Below are 16,554 nucleotides of genomic sequence, written 5' to 3' on the forward strand. Positions count from 1 at the left end.
CCCCCCCCCCCCCCCCCCCCCCCCCCCCCCCCCCCCCCCCCCCCCCCCCCCCCCGAAGGCCTCCGCTCTCCTCGTGACCTCGTCGCGTGCGGAGGAGGGCAGGTAGGTCCGCAGATCCGCGTGCGGGATCTCCGACGACCGGCCCGTACCCCTGCCCAGCGGGCCGACCGAATCGACGCTGTCGCCCGGCGGCACGTAGGAGGGCGGCAGGTCCAAGTGCAGTCCGCAGCGCGGCAGGGCCGCGAGGCGAGGGGACTCCCACGCCAGTCCGCTGCGATCTCGGGTCGTGGGAGGGCGCGCGGCTCGGGTACGTCGGTCCGCCCGTCCGGTGACCGCACCGCGTGCCGTGCGGACCCGGGGCACGGCGTGTCGCCCGCCCCGACGCTACGGCCGGCCGGGCGGCTGCTCGCTGCGGGACCTGACGCCCTCGGCCTCCAGCGTGAGGTAGCGGCGGACGGTGCCGCCCGCCAGCAGGCCGATCGGCCAGGCGAGGACGCCGGACTGCTCCAGGGTCAGGGTGAGCCGGGTGCCGCCGCCGTCCGGCTCCAGCAGGTGGGCGCCGGACGAGACGACGCCCGGCGCGCGCGACTCCCAGACGAAGGAGGTGTTTTCGTCGAGCCGCGTGACGGTCCACACCGCCTTGCGGAGCCTCGGCTGCCGCACCTCGAAGCGGGCGCCGACCGTGACCCGCGGCCCGTCGAGGCCGCGCACGGATGTCATGGAAGCGGTCAGTTCCGGCCAGCGCTCCACCTCGGTGAGCACCTGCCAGACCCGCGGCGCCGGGGCGTCGATGGTCAGCGCGTACGAGTAGGCGGGCACGGGCACTCCTTCCGGCCGGATACCGGCCACACTACCGCTTACATACCGTCAGTAGGCGAGGTCCGTCCCCGGTGCGGACCGTCCTGCGGGTGCGCCCGCCGGTAGCGGCCCGGCGCTGTGCCGCACCACCGCTTGAACGCGTGCGCGAAGGCGAATTCCGAGGTGTAGCCCACCTGTGCGGCGACCGAGGCCAGCGGCAGCGCGGAGGTCGACAGCAGCCGGGCCGCCAGCGTCATCCGCCACCAGGTCAGATAGCCCAGCGGCGGCCGGCCGGTCAGCGCGGTGAAGCGCCGGGCGAAGGCCGCCCGCGACAGGCCCGCCTCGCGTGCCAGCCGCTCAACGGTCCAGGGCGCGGCCGGAGTCCGGTGCATCGCGCGCAAACCGGCCGCCACGGGCGGGTCGTTGAGTGCCGCGGCCCAGCCGGTCGCCAGCCGGCCGCCCCGCAGCGGCGCGTCGCCGTACCACGCGCGCAGGACGTACAGCAGCAGCGCGTCGAGCAGTGACGGCACGATCGCGTCGGTACCGAGCCGGGGGCGCTCCAGTTCACCGGCCAACAGGCGTACGGCCGCCGTCGGTTCCTGGTGGCCGGCCGGCGCCGCCGGCAGGTGGACCAGGTCGGGCAGTGCCGCGAGCAGCGGATGGGTGCGCTGCGGGTCGAGGCGGTAGGCGCCGCACAGCAGCACGGTCGCGGGGCCGGTGCCGTCCGCCCGGTCGGCGCCGGCGGCAGGACGGGGCGGGGCGCCGGGCTCGCAGGGCGGCGCCGTGACCGCGGTGCCCGGACTGTCGGCGAGCACATGAGCGGTGCCGCGCGGCACGAACACCACATCGCCCGGGCCGGCATCGACGGCCTGCTGTGCGGTGGCGGCGGCGGTGGGCCGCAGCACGCACGAGCCGCGCAGCACCACATGGAGTCCGGCCGACCCCGGCGCCGACGCGAATTCCCGCGCCCAGGGGGCGTGGTGGCGCACCAGAGCCGACCGCGGACGCCCGGTGCGCATCACCGCGATCACATCGCTCAGTACGTCCACACCGTGTGGCTACCCAGGGGCGAGACGGACACGCATGAACGCGGCTTCGGCGCGTACGGCGCGTCTCCGCGGCGACGTGCGGTCCTGGCCCTTGACTTTGCGTCAACGGCCGGTAGCTTCTTGGTGCTTAACCGGTACAGCGATCGGTCGCCATCCGGCTCCGCTGTCATCTTCTCAGCCTTCCTGTCAGGGAACGTCCGGACATTCCGAGGAGAATGCATGAGACTCCCAGCACGACGCACATGGCTGGCGGCCCTCGCCGCGGTGACGACGGCACTGACGATGGCCCTGCTCGTCATCGCGGCCCCCGGTCCCGCGCGGGCCGCGGGGGCCGGCTTCGTCCAGCGCTGCGGCACGCACTTCTGTGTCGACGGGCGCACCGCGTACTTCGCCGGCGCCAACTCCTACGACCTGTTCACCTTCGGCAGCGGCTCGGGCGACACCGAGACGCAGTACATGGACAAGGCGGCCATCGACAGCGAGATGGCCGACATGGCCTCGGACGGCGTCACCGTCGTCCGCACCTGGATGTTCGACCACGAGAGCTGGCACGGCTTCGAGCCCGCCAAGAACACCATGAACGAGCAGGAGTGGGCCGAGTTCGACTACATCCTGTACTCGGCGGCGCAGCACGGGCTGCGGGTCGTGCCGGCGATGGAGAACTACTGGACCGCCTACGGCGGAGTGAACACCGTCCTGGGCTGGGAAGGCGTCTCCACCGCCAACTCGGGGAACTTCTTCGACCCCGCCAAGTGCGCCGGCTGCCTCGCCGACTACGAGTTCTACGTCAACTACGCGCTCAACCGGGTCAACCACTACACCGGTGTCGCCTACAAGAACGATCCGACGATCTTCTCCTGGGAGCTGATGAACGAGCCCCGCTACCAGGACGAGACCCCGGCGGAGAACACCGCGGGCACCGTCTTCCGCGCGTGGGAGGACAAGGTCGGCGCGTACATCAAGAACATCGACGCCAACCACATGGTAGACAACGGCATCGAGGGACAGGGCAGTTCGTACGGCTACGGCAGCGACAACGGGGTGCCGTACACCTACGAGTGCCAGTCGCCGGTGATCGACTTCTGCTCCGCGCACATCTATCCGACCGAGGGCTGGGCGAACCTGTCGGTGAGCGCCACCCAGACGCTGGTGGCCAAATACATCACCGACGCCCACACCGGCGCGGGGAAGCCCTTCTTCCTGGGGGAGTTCAACACCTCGGCGAGCACCCGCAGCACCTACTGGCCGGCCATCTACAGCACGATGGAGGCGGGCAACGGCGACGCGGACGCCTTCTGGTGGTACATGAACAGCAGCAAGGACGGCAACTACGGGGTCCTGCACGGTGACGCGGCGCTGACCTACTTCACCGCCCACTCCAACGCCGACAAGGCCAAGAGCGGCGGCGCCACACCGCCCACCACGCCGCCGACGACTCCTCCGACCACACCGCCCACCACGCCCCCGACGACTCCTCCGACCACACCGCCCACCGGCGCGTGCTCGGTCGGCTACGACATCAACGACTGGGGCAGCGCCTTCAACGCGAATGTGACCGTCACCAACGGCGGCGCCGCGATCAACGGCTGGTCGCTGGTGTTCAGCTTCCCCGGCGGCCAGCAGGTCACCAACATCTGGAACGCGGTGGTGACCCAGAGCGGCAGGCAGGTCACCGCCGCCAACGCCCCCTACAACGCGGCCATTGCGGCCGGCGGCAACGTCGCCTTCGGTTTCAGCGCCTCCTCGACGACCGGTACGAACGGCAAGCCGACCGCCTTCACCCTCAACGGCAAGGCCTGCACGGTGTCCTGACCCCGGGACGCCGCCGCACGGCAGCCACGGCCCCCGCCGGCCGACGGCGGCGGGGGCCGTACGCACGACGCCGGCACGGACAAGCGCGCTTACCCGGTTCAGCCGCCAGCGATCCGCGGGCGACCGCCCGTTGACGCCGCCGACCCGGCACCGGGACGATGGGAGCGCTCCCATACCCCCCACGCCAAGGAGCCGTCCATGCGCGGCTCCGCGCCCCCCCCCCACCCGTCCGGCTCCGCCGGCTCCCCGGTGCGGAAGGACGTGCCCGCGCCCGCGGCGGTGTCGGTACGCATCGAGGCGTCCCCGGTCACGGCGTCGGACAGCGCGCCCAGCACCGCGACCAGGCCGAGGCCGCCGGCGTCCACGACACCGGCGGCCCGCAGGACGCCGAGCTGGCCCGGAGTCGCGGCCAGCGCCGCGCGGGCGCCGGTGTGGGCGGCGCGCACCACGTCGGCCAGGCCGCCGTCGGCCGCCTGCGCCGCGCTTGCCGCGGCGGACGCCACGGTGAGCATCGTGCCCTCCGCCGGGTGGGCGACGGCCTCGTACGCGGAGTCCGCGGCGGAGCGCAGCGCCAGGCGGAGCGCGGCGGCGTCCGGGTCGCCCGCGGCGTGGGCGAGCGGTTCGTTCATGCCGCGCAGCAGCTGGGCCAGGATCGTGCCGGAATTGCCGCGGGCACCGATGAGGGCGCCGTGGGACATCGCCCGGAAGGCCTCGGGCAGCGTCGGGCGGGCGGCCGGGTCCGCCGACGCGTGGGCGTCGAAGACGGCTTCCACGGACTGGGCGGCGGACTCGACGGTGAGGTAGAGGTTGGTGCCGGTGTCGCCGTCGGCGACGGGGTAGACGTTGATCGCGTCGATCTCTTCCCGGGCGCGGCCCAGGGCGGCGAGGGCGAGCCGGCACCAAGTGCGCACTGCGGGTGCGTCGAGCGAGGGCGGCACGAATCCTCCTGCGGAGTGCGTTTTCTCCGGGTGAGCGTAGTCGTCCGTCGGGCTCCGCCCGTCCTGCCCGTGCCTGTCCGGGCCGCGGCCCGGACTCCCCGCCTCCCCGCCGGTGGGGGCTTGTCGCGCGGTTCCCCGCGCCCCTGGGGGGGGTGCCCCGTCCTGTGGCGTTCACACTGGCGGTGCGCTGTGGCCTGTCGCGCGGTTCCCCGCGCCCCCGGGCGGCAGCTCCGGCCTGTTCGCTTCTCGGCTGCGGCTGCGCGTGGGGGAACGGACCGGCACCGCCCCGAGGTGCGCACCCGGGCCCGCGGGCACGGCGGGGGCACCTCCGGGAGCGTGGTAGTTTCGTTGCATGGGCGCAGCCGTTGTATGCTGCTCCGGTTGCCTGGGGTTCTCCCGGGCTTTTCCTCGTAAATGCATCTGAAGTCTTTGGAGTGTCCCGTGGCTGCCAACTGCGACGTCTGCGGCAAGGGGCCGGGCTTCGGCAACAGCATTTCCCACTCGCACCGCCGTACCCCGCGTCGTTGGAACCCCAACATCCAGCGGGTGCGCGCAGTCGTGGGGAAGACGCCGAAGCGGCTCAATGTCTGCACCTCGTGCATCAAGGCCGGCAAGGTCTCGCGCTAGCGAGTGACCCCCCTCCGCCCGCAGGGGCGGAAGGGACCCGGTCCGCGCTGACGCGGCACCTCGCAGCGGCGCAGCCTTCCGGCTCCGGAAAGCCGGTCCACCTTCGGGTGGGCCGGCTTTTCAGCGTGTCCGGGTGCGCCAGCCGTGGTCGACCGGGCCGATGCCGGCGCCCAGCGGGAAGCCGGCCGCGATCGCCCCGGTGACATAGGACTTCGCCAGGCCCACCGCGGCGGGCACCTCGTGGCCGAGGGCGAGGTAGGAGGCCAGCGCGCTGGCCAGGGTGCAGCCGGTGCCGTGGGTGTGGGCGTTGGCATGGCGGGGGGCGTGGAACCACCGCTCGGTGCGGCCGTCGGAGAGCAGGTCGGCGCACTCCGCGTGGCGGTCGGCGCCCGGCAGGTGGCCGCCCTTGACCAGCGCCCAGCGCGGGCCGCAGGCCAGGACGGCGTCGGCGGCGGCCCGCATGCCCTCCCGGTCGGTGACGACGATCCCGGTGAGCCGGGTGACCTCGTCCAGGTTGGGCGTGGCGACGGTGGCCAGCGGCAGCAGCCGGGTACGGACGACGTCGGGCGCGTCGCCGCGCAGCAGGCTGTCGCCGTGCTTGGAGACGCCGACCGGATCGACGACGACGGGGACGTCGAGGCCGGTGACCAGGTCGGCGACGGTCCCGGCCAGTTCGGCGGAGCCGAGCATGCCGGTCTTGACCGCCTGGACGCCGATGTCGTCCACGACGGCCCTGAACTGCGCGCGTACCGCTTCCTGCGGCAGGTCCCAGGAGCCGCGCACGCCGAGCGAGTTCTGCGCGGTCACCGCGGTGATCACGCTCATGCCGTGGACGCCGAGGGCGAGCATCGTCTTGAGGTCGGCCTGGATGCCCGCACCGCCGCCGGAGTCGGACCCGGCGACGGTGAGCACCCGGGCCGGGGGCGGGAGCGTCACGCGTCGTCGCCGAAGTGGTCCCAGCCGCCTGCCTTCTCCCACGGCGCACCGTCCACGGTGACCTGCGGGGCGCGGCCGGCCGGCGCCCTGACCGAGCCGATGACCCGCCAGCGGGCGGGCAGTTTCACGTCGGGCGGGAAGGCCGCGACGATGGCGTGGTCCTCGCCGCCGGTGAGCACCCAGTGCAGCGGGTCGACGCCGACGGCCTGCCCGATGTCGGTCATCTGGGCGGGTACGTCGATGTCGGCGGAACGCAGGTCGATGTCGGCGCCGCTGGCGGTGGCGATGTGGCCGAGGTCTGCGACCAGGCCGTCGCTGACGTCGGTCATGGCGGTGGCGCCGAGTTCGGCCGCCGCGGGGCCGGCGTGGTAAGGCGGTTCGGGGCGGCGGTGCGCCTCGACGAAGGCGCGCGGGGAGCGGAAGCCGCGGGACAGGACGGCGAGTCCCGCGGCCGACCAGCCGAGCCAGCCGGTGACGGCGATGACGTCGCCGGGGCGCGCCCCGGACCGGGTGACGGCGTCGCTGTTGCGCAGGTCCCCCAGCGCGGTGATGGCGACGGTGATGGTGTCGCCGCGTACGACGTCGCCGCCGACCACGGCCGCGCCGGCGACCTGGCATTCGTCGCGGATGCCGTCCATCAGCTCGACCGGCCAGGTGGCGGGGAGTTCGGTGGGCACGACCAGGCCGAGCAGCACGGCCGTGGGGACGGCGCCCATGGCGGCGATGTCCGCGAGGTTCTGGGCGGCGGCCTTGCGGCCGACGTCGTAGGCAGTGGACCAGTCGCGGCGGAAGTGCCGGCCTTCGAGCAGGATGTCGGTGGTGGCCACCACCCGCCGGTCGGGCGCGGTGACGACGGCCGCGTCGTCACCGGGGCCGATTTCCACGGCCGGGGTCGAGGTGAGGCGGGAGGTCAGTTCCCTGATGAGCCCGAACTCCCCCAACTCGCCCACAGTCCCCTTCATCTCATCGTCCCCTTAAGTCTCGGCATTCGCCGGTTCTGCTGCGTGTTTCCCGTCAATACGGGGGTCAGGTACCGCGCGGGTCTCCCCGCTGTGCGCGACGACGCGATAACGTGGCGTCCCCCTTCCCACATGATCCTCGTAGCCGCCCTGGAGGTTCCGTGGTACAGGCCTACATCCTGATCCAGACCGAGGTCGGCAAGGCCTCGGCAGTAGCGGAGGTGATTTCCAAGATCGACGGCGTCATTCAGGCCGAGGACGTCACGGGCCCCTATGACGTGATCGTCAGGGCCCGGGCGGACACGGTCGACGAACTCGGCCGCATGGTGGTGGCCAAGGTCCAGCAAGTGGACGGAATCACCCGGACTCTCACCTGTCCGGTCGTCCATATCTAGCCCCCGATATGCTCGCCCGATGGCGCTGTATCACCGGGTCGTCCTGATCAACGTGTCCGCCGTCGCGTGCCTTGCCGCGGCGGCGGCCTACGCTTTCGCCATGCCCGGTGGCGGTGACGACTCCGTCGCCGTACCGGTTCCCGACGCGCGCACCGCCGGTTACTGCCATGCGCTGCACGACGCTTTGCCGCAGCGGGTCGCGGGGCTTTCCCGGCATGATCTCAAGCCGCGCTCCGAATTGATCACCGGGTGGGGGGACCCGGCGATCGTACTGCGCTGCGGGGTGCCGCGACCGGCGGTGGACAACAATCCCGAGGCCGACGGCGTCGAGGTGGACGGGGTCGGCTGGTCCATCGAGCACGGGTCCGGCGGGTCGTTCCGGCTCACCACGACCCTGCGCACGGCGTACGTCGAGGTGACGCTGCCGAAGAAGTACGCCGGCGATCTCGGCCCGCTGACCGATCTCGCCGACGCGGTGACCAGGACGATCCCCGGTCTGTGAGCGGGCGCCCTGCCGGCCGCCGGCCGGCAGGGACGTGTCAGCGCAGGCCGGTGGAGCGGCGCAGCGCCGCCTGGATGAGCCGGTCGACCAGTTCGGGGTAGCCGACGCCGCTCTCCTGCCACATCCGCGGGTACATCGAGATCGGGGTGAAGCCCGGCATGGTGTTGATCTCGTTGATCACGAACTCGCCGCTGTCCAGCAGGAAGAAGTCCGCCCTGACCAGGCCCTCGCAGGAGGCGGCCTCGAAGGCGGCGACGGCCAGCCGCTGCACCTCGGCGGTCTGCTCGGGGGTGAGCGGCGCGGGCACGACGCCCTCCGCCGAGTCGATGTACTTCGCCTCGAAGTCGTAGAAGGCGTGGGTGGTGACCGGGGGGATCTCGGCGGGCACCGACGCGCGCGGGCCGTCCTCGAACTCGAGCACCCCGCACTCGATCTCCCGGCCGCTCAGCAGCGCCTCGACGACGAGCTTCGGGTCGTGCCTGCGGGCCTCGGCAATTGCCGCGTCCAGCCCGTCGGGGCCTTCGACCTTGCTGATGCCGAAGGAGGAGCCGCCGCGGGCGGGCTTCACGAACAGCGGCCAGCCGTGCTCGGCGGCGAAGCCGATGAGGCGGTCGCGTACCGCGCCCGGGTCCTGCTCCCATTCCCGCGGGCGGACCACGGTGTAGGGGCCGACGGCCAGGCCGAAGGAGGTGAAGATCCGCTTCATGTACTCCTTGTCCATGCCGACGGCGGAGGCGAGCACGCCCGCGCCGACGTAAGGGACGCCGGATAGTTCGAGCAGGCCCTGGAGGGTGCCGTCCTCGCCGTAGGGGCCGTGCAGCAGCGGGAAGACGACGTCGACCTCCCCGAGCGCCTTGGGGACGGCGCCGGTCTCGGTGTAGACGACCTCGCGGTTGGCCGGGTCCACCGGGAGGACGACTGTGCCCTCCTGGTCGGCGACCTGTTCCACGGTGGGCATCGTGCGGTCGGCGATGGCCATCCGGTCCGGCGCGTCGGCGGTCAGCGCCCAGCGGCCCTCGGTGGTGATGCCGATGGGCAGGACGTCGTACTTGGTGCGGTCGATGGCCCGCAGCAGGCTTGCCGCGGTCACCACCGAGACACCGTGCTCGGAGCTGCGCCCGCCGAAGACGACGGCGACGCGCGGCTTGCGTACGTAACCGGACGGCGCCGGGCGGTCGGCGCTCTCGTCGGGTCCCGGACTCTGGGGAGAAGGCAGGTTGCTCATGTCGCGTTGACCTTACCTTTCGGGCTTCGCGGAGCGTGACATCAACTCCCGCACGGCTACGACCGGCGGCTTCCCGTTGTGCACGATATCGACCACCGTCTCGGTGATCGGCATGTCCACGCCGTGGCGGCGGGCGAGATCGGCCACCGATTCGCAGGACTTGACGCCCTCCGCGGTGCGCCGGGTGACGGCGATCGTCTCGGCCAGGGTCATGCCGCGGCCGAGGTTGGTGCCGAAGGTGTGGTTGCGGGACAGCGGCGAGGAGCAGGTGGCGACCAGGTCGCCCATGCCGGCCAGGCCCGCGAAGGTGTGCGCGTCGGCGCCCATCGCCAGGCCGAGCCTGGTGGTCTCGGCCAGGCCGCGGGTGATCAGCGACGCCTTGGTGTTGTCGCCGAGCCCCATGCCGTCGGCGATGCCGACGGCGAGCCCGATGACGTTCTTGACCGCGCCGCCCAGTTCGCAGCCGACGACGTCGGTGTTGGTGTACGGGCGGAAGTACGGGGTGTGGCAGGCGGCCTGGATGCGGCGGGCGACGGCGTCGTCCCGGCAGGCGACGACGGAGGCGGCGGGCTGCCGCTCGGCGATCTCGGGCGCGAGATTGGGCCCCGACAGCACGGCGACCCGGTCGGGTCCGGTCTTGGCGACCTCCTCGATGACCTCGCTCATCCGCTTGGCGGTGCCGAGTTCGACGCCCTTCATCAGGCTGACCAATACCGCGTCGTCGCGCAGCAGCGGCGCCCACTCGGCGAGATTGCCGCGCAGGGTCTGCGAGGGGACGGTGAGGAAGACCAGTTCCGCGTCCCGCGCCGCCTGCGCGGGGTCGGCGGTGGCCGTGACGGAGGCGGGCAGTTCGAGCTGCGGGAAATACTCGGGATTGTGCCGGGTGGTGTTGATCGCGTCGACCAGTGCGGGCCTGCGGCCCCACAGCGACACCTGGCATCCGGCGTCGGCGAGCACCATGGCGAAGGCGGTGCCCCACGAGCCGGTGCCGAAGACCGCGCAGCGCGTCGTCACTTGCCCCCCCGGGCCTTGCGCGGGTCGTACAGACCGTCGGGGGCGGTCTCGCCGCGCAATTCCGCGAGGAGTTCGGCGACGCTGCGCATGATGGTCTCGGTGACCGCGCGCAGCGTCTCTGCGGTGGGCTCCTGGCCGTAGAAGGCGTCGAGGTCGACCGGCGGCCCGGCCAGCACCCGCAGCGTCTTGCGGGGGAAGAGCCGGAGCCGCTTCTCCTTGGCGTACGGCGGCATCACCTCGTTGGCGCCCCACTGGGCGACCGGGATGACCGGGGCCTTGGTGAGCAGCGCGACCCGGGCGACGCCGGTCTTGGAGACCATCGGCCACTGGTCGGGGTCGCGGGTGAGGGTGCCTTCCGGGTAGAAGGCGACGCATTCGCCGGCCTCGATCGCGGCGACCGCGGCACGGAAGGCGTTGGCGGCGTCGGTGGTCTCGCGGAAGACCGGGATCTGGCCGGTGCCGCGCAGCACGCTGCCGACGAACAGCGGTTTGAAGAGTCCGGCCTTGGCCAGGAAGCGGGGCACCCGGCCGGTGTTGTACTGGAAATGCGCGTAGGACAGCGGGTCCAGGTACGAGTTGTGGTTCACCGCGGTGATGAATCCATCGTTGACGGGAATGTGCTCCATTCCGCGCCAATCCCGCTTGAACAGCACAATGAGCGGCGGTTTCGCGATGACAGCCGCCAGGCGGTACCAGAAACCGATTCTGCGGCGGGACACCCGGACTCCTCTTCGTTGCGATGGCGCTGCCGCTCAGCATCGCGGCTACCAGAGACTAACGCCAGGTCTCAGGGCGCCGGGGGGCAGCTCTGGCACTCGGTGACAATGGTGAGGTGGATGTGACGGGGATGTGGTCGCTGGTGGTGCCGCTCAAGCCGCTGGCGGTGGCCAAGAGCAGGCTGTCGGCGGCGGGGGCGGTACGCCCGGCGCTGGCGCTGGCCTTCGTGCTCGACACGGTGGGCGCCGCGCTGGCGTGCCCTGAGGTGGCGGATGTCACGGTGGTCACCGACGACCCGACGGCGGGCGCCGAAGTGGCCGGGCTGGGGGCTTTCGTGGCGGCCGACGTGCCGGCGGCGGGGCTGAACGCGGCGCTGCGGTACGGCGCCGGTCTCGTACGGCAGCGGCGGGCGTCGGCGGGCGTCGGGGCGCTGAACGGCGATCTCCCGGCCTTGCGGCCCGCCGAACTGGGCGCAGTGCTGCGGGAGGCCGCGCGGCTGCCCGGGCGGGCGTTCCTGGCCGATACGGCGGGTCCGGGAACAACCTTGCTCACCGCGTCCCCCGGTGTCGCCCTCTCCCCCGGCTTCGGCGGCGCCTCCCGGTCCCGCCACCTCGCCTCGGGGGCACGTGAGATCACGCTGGCCGCGGTGCCGTCGGTGCGGCAGGACGTGGACACCGCGGCGGACCTGGACGCTGCCCGCGCTCTGGGCCTGGGTCCGCGCACCTCGCTGCTCTTCCCGGCCCGCACCGCCTGACGCCCGCGTCCCGGCCTGTCGTGCGGGCCTTCACGGCGCCGCGGCGGCCCGGACGGCAGGCCCTAGGCTGGGGCCATGCAAGCGACGGCGTTCACCTATGACCCCGGCACCCGGGCGGGCAGTGTGCTGCTGGACGACGGGACGCCGGTGGCGTTCGACGCCGCGGCCTTCGACGCGGGCGGCCTGCGGCTGCTGCGCCCCGGCCAGCGGGTGCGGATCCGCACCGAGGGCGAGGGCGACGCGCGGCGGGTGGTCTTCGTGACGCTACAGACGTATCCGGACCCAGGCGCGTAAGGCCGCACGGGCGGCGGGAAAACGGCGGGGCGGGAAAACGGCGCGGCCCGAACGGCGGGGCGGGAAAACGGCGCGGGCCGGGCGACCCCTCCCGGGGTGCCCGGCCCGTCGCGGTCGTCCGGCGGCGCCGGAGGCCTACCTCGCGGCGGCCCGCTTGGCACTGGTACTGGTCTTGCGCGCCGCGGTCTTCTTGCCCGGGGTCTTCTTGGCGGTGGCCTTCTTGGCCGGCGCCTTCTTGGCGGTGGCCTTCTTGGCCGCCGCCTTCTTGGTCGTGGACTTCTTCGCCGCGGTGGTCTTCGCGGCCGTCTTCGTGGCCGCGGTGGTCTTCTTGGCGGCGGTCTTGCGGGCCGAGGTGGCCTGCTTCGCCGCGGCCTTCTTGGTGGTGGTCCGCGCGGTGGTGGAAGGACCACCGCTCAGGCTGCCCTTGGGGGCCTTCTTGACCGCGACCTCGCCACCGCGCGGGAGCTTCTTCGCCCCGCTGACCAGGTCCTTGAAGCCCTGCCCCGCGCGGAACCGCGGCACTGAGGTCTTCTTGACCCTGACCCGCTCCCCGGTCTGGGGATTGCGGGCGTAGCGGGCCGGGCGTTCGACCTTCTCGAACGACCCGAATCCGGTGACCGAGACCCGGTCGCCGGAAACCGTCGCGCGGACGATCGCGTCGAGAACCGCGTCAACCGCGTCCGCGGCGGCCTGCCGGCCGCCTACCTTGTCGGCAATCGCTTCTACGAGCTGCGCCTTGTTCACGTCTTCCCCTTCGGAAACTTGCCCGGCGAATGAGTGCGGGCCTTTTCGCACGCTAGGCGGATATATACCGCAAATCAAATACGAAACGGGCGAATCACCCTTGTGCCGCAACGAACTCGGGGGCCTGTGTGATCACCGATCGGGGATTCCGAGGTCGTCCAACTCGGCCGTCAGCACCTCCAGACGCCGTGCCGCGTCGGCGAGATCGTGCTTCGCCGCGGCGGTCACCGCGAGCAGCCTTCGAGTCAACTCCCGCCTGGTCTCATCAGGGACTTCGGGATTGGCCACCCGGGCGTGCGCCTGCTTCAGACGCGCGGCCAGAACCCCGTAGAGCTGGAGTTGGCCGTCGCGTTCCATGCGTCGATTGTGCCATCTGCGGCGAGTTGTCGACGATGGCAGGGCCAACCGGGTGTTCCTGGGCTGTTCGGCCGGGCTTTTGGACGACCGGAGGGCGCCCCCGGCGACCCCCTGGGCAAACCCGCCGACAGCACCGCCGGCGGCCCCGCGGACACGTGGAAAAGCGCCCCCCGCGAGTTCGCGGGAGGCGCTTCTGGAAGGTGTCGGGCGGGATCAGGCCTGGACGGTGCTGGGCTTGAAGGACGGCCTGCGGCTCTCGAACGCGGCGATGTCCGGCTCGTTGGCCAGCGTCAGGCTGATGTCGTCGAGCCCTTCCAGCAGCCGCCAGCGGGCGTTGTCGTCCAGCTCGAACGACGCGGTCACGCCCTCGGCGCGGACCTCGCGGGCCACCAGGTCCACGGTGATCTCGGCTGTCGGGTCGGCCTCGGCCAGCTGCCACAGCCGCTCCACGGTCTCCTGTGGCAGCACCACCGTGAGCAGGCCGTTCTTGAGCGAGTTGCCGCGGAAGATGTCCGCGAAGCGGGACGAGAGCACGGTTTTGAAGCCGTAGTTCTGCAGCGCCCACACCGCATGTTCGCGGGACGATCCGGTGCCGAAGTCGGGTCCTGCGACCAGAACGGTGGCGCCCTTGTACTCGGGAGCGTTGAGGACGAAGCTCTCGTCCTTTCGCCACGCCTCGAACAGCCCGTCCTCGAAGCCGTTGCGGGTGACCTTCTTCAGCCAGTGCGCCGGGATGATCTGGTCGGTGTCCACATTGCCGCGGCGCAGCGGTACGGCCCGGCCGGTGTGGGTGGTGAAGGCTTCCATCGGGCTCAGACCTCCGTCAGGACAGGGGCGTCGGACAGGTCGGCGGGCGAGGCGAGGTGGCCGAGCACCGCGGTGGCGGCGGCCACCTGCGGCGAGACCAGGTGCGTACGGCCGCCCTTGCCCTGCCGTCCTTCGAAGTTGCGGTTGGAGGTCGACGCGGAACGCTCGCCGGGCGCCAGTTGGTCGGGGTTCATACCCAGGCACATCGAGCAACCCGCGTGCCGCCATTCGGCGCCGGCCGCGGTGAACACCTTGTCCAGACCCTCGTGGACGGCCTGCAGCGCGACCCGTACCGAACCCGGTACGACCAGCATCCGGACACCGTCGGCGACCTTGCGGCCCTCGACGACGGACGCGGCGGCCCGCAGGTCCTCGATCCGGCCGTTGGTGCAGGAGCCGACGAAGACGGTGTCCACGGCGACCTCGCGCAGCGGCTGCCCCGCGGTCAGGCCCATGTACTCCAGCGCCTTCTCCGCCGACAGGCGGTCGCCGGGGTCGGCGAAGGACGCCGGGTCGGGCACCGACGCGCTCAGCGGCGCGCCCTGGCCGGGGTTGGTGCCCCAGGTGACGAAGGGCGCCAGCGTGCTCGCGTCGATCCGCACCTCGTGGTCGAAGACCGCGTCGTCGTCGGTGCGCAGCGTCTTCCAGTACGCGACCGCCGCGTCCCAGTCCTCGCCCTTCGGGGCGTGGTCGCGCCCTTCCAGGTAGTCGAAGGTGATCTGGTCGGGGGCGATCATGCCGGCCCGCGCGCCCGCCTCGATCGACATGTTGCAGACGGTCATCCGGGACTCCATCGACAGCTTCTCGATGGCCGAGCCGCGGTATTCGATGACATAGCCCTGGCCGCCGCCGGTGCCGATCTGGGTGATCACGGCCAGGATCAGGTCCTTGGCGGTGACGCCGTCGGGGAGTTCGCCGTCGACGGTGACGGCCATGGTCCTGAACGGATCGAGCGGCAGCGTCTGGGTGGCCAGCACATGCTCGACCTGTGAGGTGCCGATGCCGAACGCCAGCGCGCCGAAGGCACCGTGGGTGGAGGTGTGGCTGTCGCCGCAGACCACGGTGGTGCCCGGCTGGGTCAGGCCCAGCTGCGGCCCCACCACGTGCACGACGCCCTGCTCGACGTCGCCGAGCGGGTGCAGCCGCACCCCGAACTCGGCGCAGTTCTTGCGCAGCGTCTCCAACTGGGTCCGCGAGACCGGGTCGGCGATCGGCTTGTCGATGTCGAGGGTGGGGGTGTTGTGGTCCTCGGTGGCGATGGTGAGGTCGGTACGGCGGACCGGCCGGCCGTTCATCCGCAGCCCGTCGAACGCCTGGGGGCTGGTCACCTCGTGGAGCAGGTGAAGATCGATGAAGAGCAGATCGGGTTCGCCTTCGGCGCGGCGGACGACATGGTCGTCCCAGACCTTTTCCGCGAGTGTCCTACCCATCGCTGTCCCTCCGGCCCCGGTCGTCTTCGCCCCCGGGCCAACTCGGTGTGTGTGCTGCGCTGTGCTTCCCAAGCGTGACGCCTTCACGGGAAAATTGAACTTGCGTTTCACAGTGTGAGACGTGAGTATCGTTGCATGGACAACTCTAGCGGCGTCGGCGTTCTCGACAAGGCTGCTCTGGTGCTCAGCGCACTGGAGTCAGGACCGGCCACCCTGGCCGGGCTTGTCGGCGCCACGGGCCTCGCCCGCCCCACCGCGCACCGGCTGGCGGTCGCGCTCGAACACCATCGCATGGTGGCACGCGACATGCAGGGACGCTTCATCCTCGGGCCGCGGCTGTCCGAGCTGGCCGCCGCCGCGGGTGAGGACCGGCTGCTCGCCACGGCCGGCCCGGTGCTCACGCATCTGCGCGATGTGACCGGCGAGAGCGCCCAGCTGTACCGGCGGCAGGGCGACATGCGGATCTGTGTGGCCGCCGCGGAGCGGCTGTCAGGGCTGCGGGACACCGTCCCCGTGGGCTCCACGCTGCCGATGAAGGCGGGCTCCGCCGCGCAGGTGCTGATGGCCTGGGAGGAGCCCGAGCGGCTGCACCGCGGTCTGCAGGGCGCCCGTTTCACCGCCACCGCGCTGTCCGGGGTACGCCGCAGGGGCTGGTCGCAGTCGATCGGCGAGCGCGAGCCGGGCGTGGCGTCGGTGTCCGCGCCCGTACGCGGCCCGTCGAACCGCGTGGTGGCCGCCGTGTCCGTGTCAGGCCCCATCGAGCGGCTGACCCGGCACCCGGGACGTATGCACGCCCAGGCCGTGGTGGACGCCGCCGGCCGGCTCTCGGAGGCCCTGCGCCGCTCCGGCTGACCGGCAGCGGCCAAGACCGCCCGAGAAGCCCGCCGTCCCGGCCCGCGCCGTCCCCGCGGGCCGGGACGGCGTCCTTTTCCGTCGAAGACCCCGGAAAACACCGGAAGCCCGTCGCGTCCGCGACGGGCTTCACATGTCCTGGTGCCTGAGTACCCCCGACCGGATTCGAACCGGCGCTACCGCCTTGAGAGGGCGGCGTGCTAGGCCACTACACAACGGGGGCGAGCTTTGGCGATCCTCGCGTCGTCGCGTCCGGGTGCGACCCGAAGGGAACGGAATGAAAGGATCTGTACCCCCGACCGGATTCGAACCGGCGCTACCGCCTTGAGAGGGCGGCGTGCTAG

Annotated in this window: 18 protein-coding genes, 2 tRNA genes and 1 pseudogene (1 of these 21 only partly in view); 7 read left to right on the plus strand and 14 right to left on the minus strand. The window is 72.1% G+C overall.

All coding sequences use genetic code 11. The annotated features are described in order from the left end of the window. Positions 1-384: 384 nt before the first annotated feature. The gene (locus tag V7E46_RS14590; protein WP_333768817.1) at positions 385-819 is read right to left on the minus strand and encodes an SRPBCC family protein; all 435 of its coding nucleotides are present in this window, start codon (positions 817-819) and stop codon (positions 385-387) included. Between the two features lie 38 nt (positions 820-857). Further along, on the minus strand, positions 858-1,847 hold the full coding sequence (locus tag V7E46_RS14595; protein ID WP_333768818.1) for an AraC family transcriptional regulator: 990 nt from the start codon (positions 1,845-1,847) through the stop codon (positions 858-860). Between the two features lie 219 nt (positions 1,848-2,066). On the opposite strand from V7E46_RS14595, the gene V7E46_RS14600 reads away from it, so the two are divergent. Next, positions 2,067-3,659, plus strand: a complete 1,593-nt coding sequence (locus tag V7E46_RS14600) for a cellulose binding domain-containing protein (RefSeq protein ID WP_333768819.1) — start codon at positions 2,067-2,069, stop codon at positions 3,657-3,659. A 287-nt stretch (positions 3,660-3,946) separates the two neighbouring features. On the opposite strand, the pseudogene V7E46_RS14605 reads toward V7E46_RS14600, so the two are convergent. Further along, positions 3,947-4,597: pseudogene (locus V7E46_RS14605) on the minus strand (DAK2 domain-containing protein); the annotation flags it as partial. Positions 4,598-5,038: 441 nt separating this feature from the next. Here V7E46_RS14605 and rpmB point away from each other — a divergent pair. Continuing rightward, entirely contained in the window at positions 5,039-5,224 is a 186-nt protein-coding gene (gene rpmB / locus V7E46_RS14610; protein WP_033173090.1) for a 50S ribosomal protein L28, read from the plus strand. 120 nt (positions 5,225-5,344) lie between these two features. Here rpmB and thiD read toward each other — a convergent pair whose 3' ends face one another. Both thiD and V7E46_RS14620 read right to left on the minus strand, forming a co-directional pair. Beyond that, positions 5,345-6,160, minus strand: coding sequence for a bifunctional hydroxymethylpyrimidine kinase/phosphomethylpyrimidine kinase (gene thiD, locus V7E46_RS14615; RefSeq protein ID WP_333768820.1), 816 nt, complete (start codon positions 6,158-6,160; stop codon positions 5,345-5,347). After that, positions 6,157-7,122, minus strand: a complete 966-nt coding sequence (locus tag V7E46_RS14620; RefSeq protein WP_333768821.1) for a thiamine-phosphate kinase — start codon at positions 7,120-7,122, stop codon at positions 6,157-6,159. Before V7E46_RS14620 ends, thiD begins: the two co-directional genes overlap by 4 nt. Before the next feature lie 158 nt (positions 7,123-7,280). Here V7E46_RS14620 and V7E46_RS14625 point away from each other — a divergent pair, with 158 nt between their 5' ends. After that, complete coding sequence (locus V7E46_RS14625) at positions 7,281-7,514, plus strand: Lrp/AsnC family transcriptional regulator (protein ID WP_073500427.1); 234 nt, start codon at positions 7,281-7,283, stop codon at positions 7,512-7,514. 19 nt (positions 7,515-7,533) lie between these two features. Further along, on the plus strand, positions 7,534-8,016 hold the full coding sequence (locus V7E46_RS14630) for a DUF3515 domain-containing protein (RefSeq protein ID WP_333768822.1): 483 nt from the start codon (positions 7,534-7,536) through the stop codon (positions 8,014-8,016). 37 nt (positions 8,017-8,053) lie between these two features. Here V7E46_RS14630 and V7E46_RS14635 read toward each other — a convergent pair whose 3' ends face one another. From V7E46_RS14635 to V7E46_RS14645, 3 genes are read right to left on the minus strand one after another with little or no spacing between them, the layout of a single operon-like run. Next, a complete protein-coding gene (locus tag V7E46_RS14635; protein ID WP_333768823.1) occupies positions 8,054-9,241 on the minus strand; it encodes a D-alanine--D-alanine ligase family protein in 1,188 nt (395 codons plus the stop codon). A 12-nt stretch (positions 9,242-9,253) separates the two neighbouring features. Next, on the minus strand, positions 9,254-10,201 hold the full coding sequence (locus tag V7E46_RS14640; RefSeq protein WP_443054163.1) for an NAD(P)H-dependent glycerol-3-phosphate dehydrogenase: 948 nt from the start codon (positions 10,199-10,201) through the stop codon (positions 9,254-9,256). Between the two features lie 50 nt (positions 10,202-10,251). Next, positions 10,252-10,974: a lysophospholipid acyltransferase family protein gene (locus V7E46_RS14645; protein WP_329174271.1), complete on the minus strand. Its 723-nt coding sequence runs from the start codon at positions 10,972-10,974 to the stop codon at positions 10,252-10,254. A 128-nt stretch (positions 10,975-11,102) separates the two neighbouring features. Between V7E46_RS14645 and cofC the strand changes: the two genes are divergently transcribed. Together cofC and V7E46_RS14655 are read left to right on the plus strand one after the other, a co-directional pair. Beyond that, the gene (gene cofC, locus V7E46_RS14650) at positions 11,103-11,726 is read left to right on the plus strand and encodes a 2-phospho-L-lactate guanylyltransferase (protein WP_329182347.1); all 624 of its coding nucleotides are present in this window, start codon (positions 11,103-11,105) and stop codon (positions 11,724-11,726) included. 75 nt (positions 11,727-11,801) lie between these two features. Beyond that, positions 11,802-12,020: a hypothetical protein gene (locus V7E46_RS14655; RefSeq protein WP_333768824.1), complete on the plus strand. Its 219-nt coding sequence runs from the start codon at positions 11,802-11,804 to the stop codon at positions 12,018-12,020. Positions 12,021-12,155: 135 nt separating this feature from the next. On the opposite strand, the gene V7E46_RS14660 is transcribed toward V7E46_RS14655, so the two are convergent. The 4 genes from V7E46_RS14660 to leuC form a co-directional block, all read right to left on the minus strand. Next, the gene (locus V7E46_RS14660) at positions 12,156-12,764 is read right to left on the minus strand and encodes an HU family DNA-binding protein (RefSeq protein ID WP_333768825.1); all 609 of its coding nucleotides are present in this window, start codon (positions 12,762-12,764) and stop codon (positions 12,156-12,158) included. 132 nt (positions 12,765-12,896) lie between these two features. After that, a complete protein-coding gene (locus tag V7E46_RS14665; RefSeq protein WP_329174276.1) occupies positions 12,897-13,121 on the minus strand; it encodes a hypothetical protein in 225 nt (74 codons plus the stop codon). 213 nt (positions 13,122-13,334) lie between these two features. After that, a complete protein-coding gene (gene leuD / locus V7E46_RS14670) occupies positions 13,335-13,928 on the minus strand; it encodes a 3-isopropylmalate dehydratase small subunit (RefSeq protein ID WP_333768826.1) in 594 nt (197 codons plus the stop codon). Between the two features lie 5 nt (positions 13,929-13,933). Continuing rightward, a complete protein-coding gene (gene leuC, locus V7E46_RS14675) occupies positions 13,934-15,358 on the minus strand; it encodes a 3-isopropylmalate dehydratase large subunit (RefSeq protein ID WP_333768827.1) in 1,425 nt (474 codons plus the stop codon). A gap of 135 nt (positions 15,359-15,493) precedes the next feature. On the opposite strand from leuC, the gene ndgR reads away from it, so the two are divergent. Next, positions 15,494-16,210 (plus strand): IclR family transcriptional regulator NdgR, encoded by a 717-nt coding sequence (gene ndgR / locus V7E46_RS14680; RefSeq protein WP_327288530.1) that lies wholly within the window; start codon positions 15,494-15,496, stop codon positions 16,208-16,210. Between the two features lie 150 nt (positions 16,211-16,360). Here the strand turns inward: ndgR and V7E46_RS14685 are convergent. Beyond that, positions 16,361-16,433 (minus strand) — tRNA-Glu (locus V7E46_RS14685). Between the two features lie 67 nt (positions 16,434-16,500). Continuing rightward, a tRNA-Glu gene (locus tag V7E46_RS14690) sits at positions 16,501-16,554 on the minus strand; it runs 119 nt beyond the window's last position.

Origin of the sequence: Streptomyces sp. IBSBF 2435 (genome assembly GCF_036815005.1) — a bacterium.
In the GTDB taxonomy this organism is placed as follows: domain Bacteria; phylum Actinomycetota; class Actinomycetes; order Streptomycetales; family Streptomycetaceae; genus Actinacidiphila.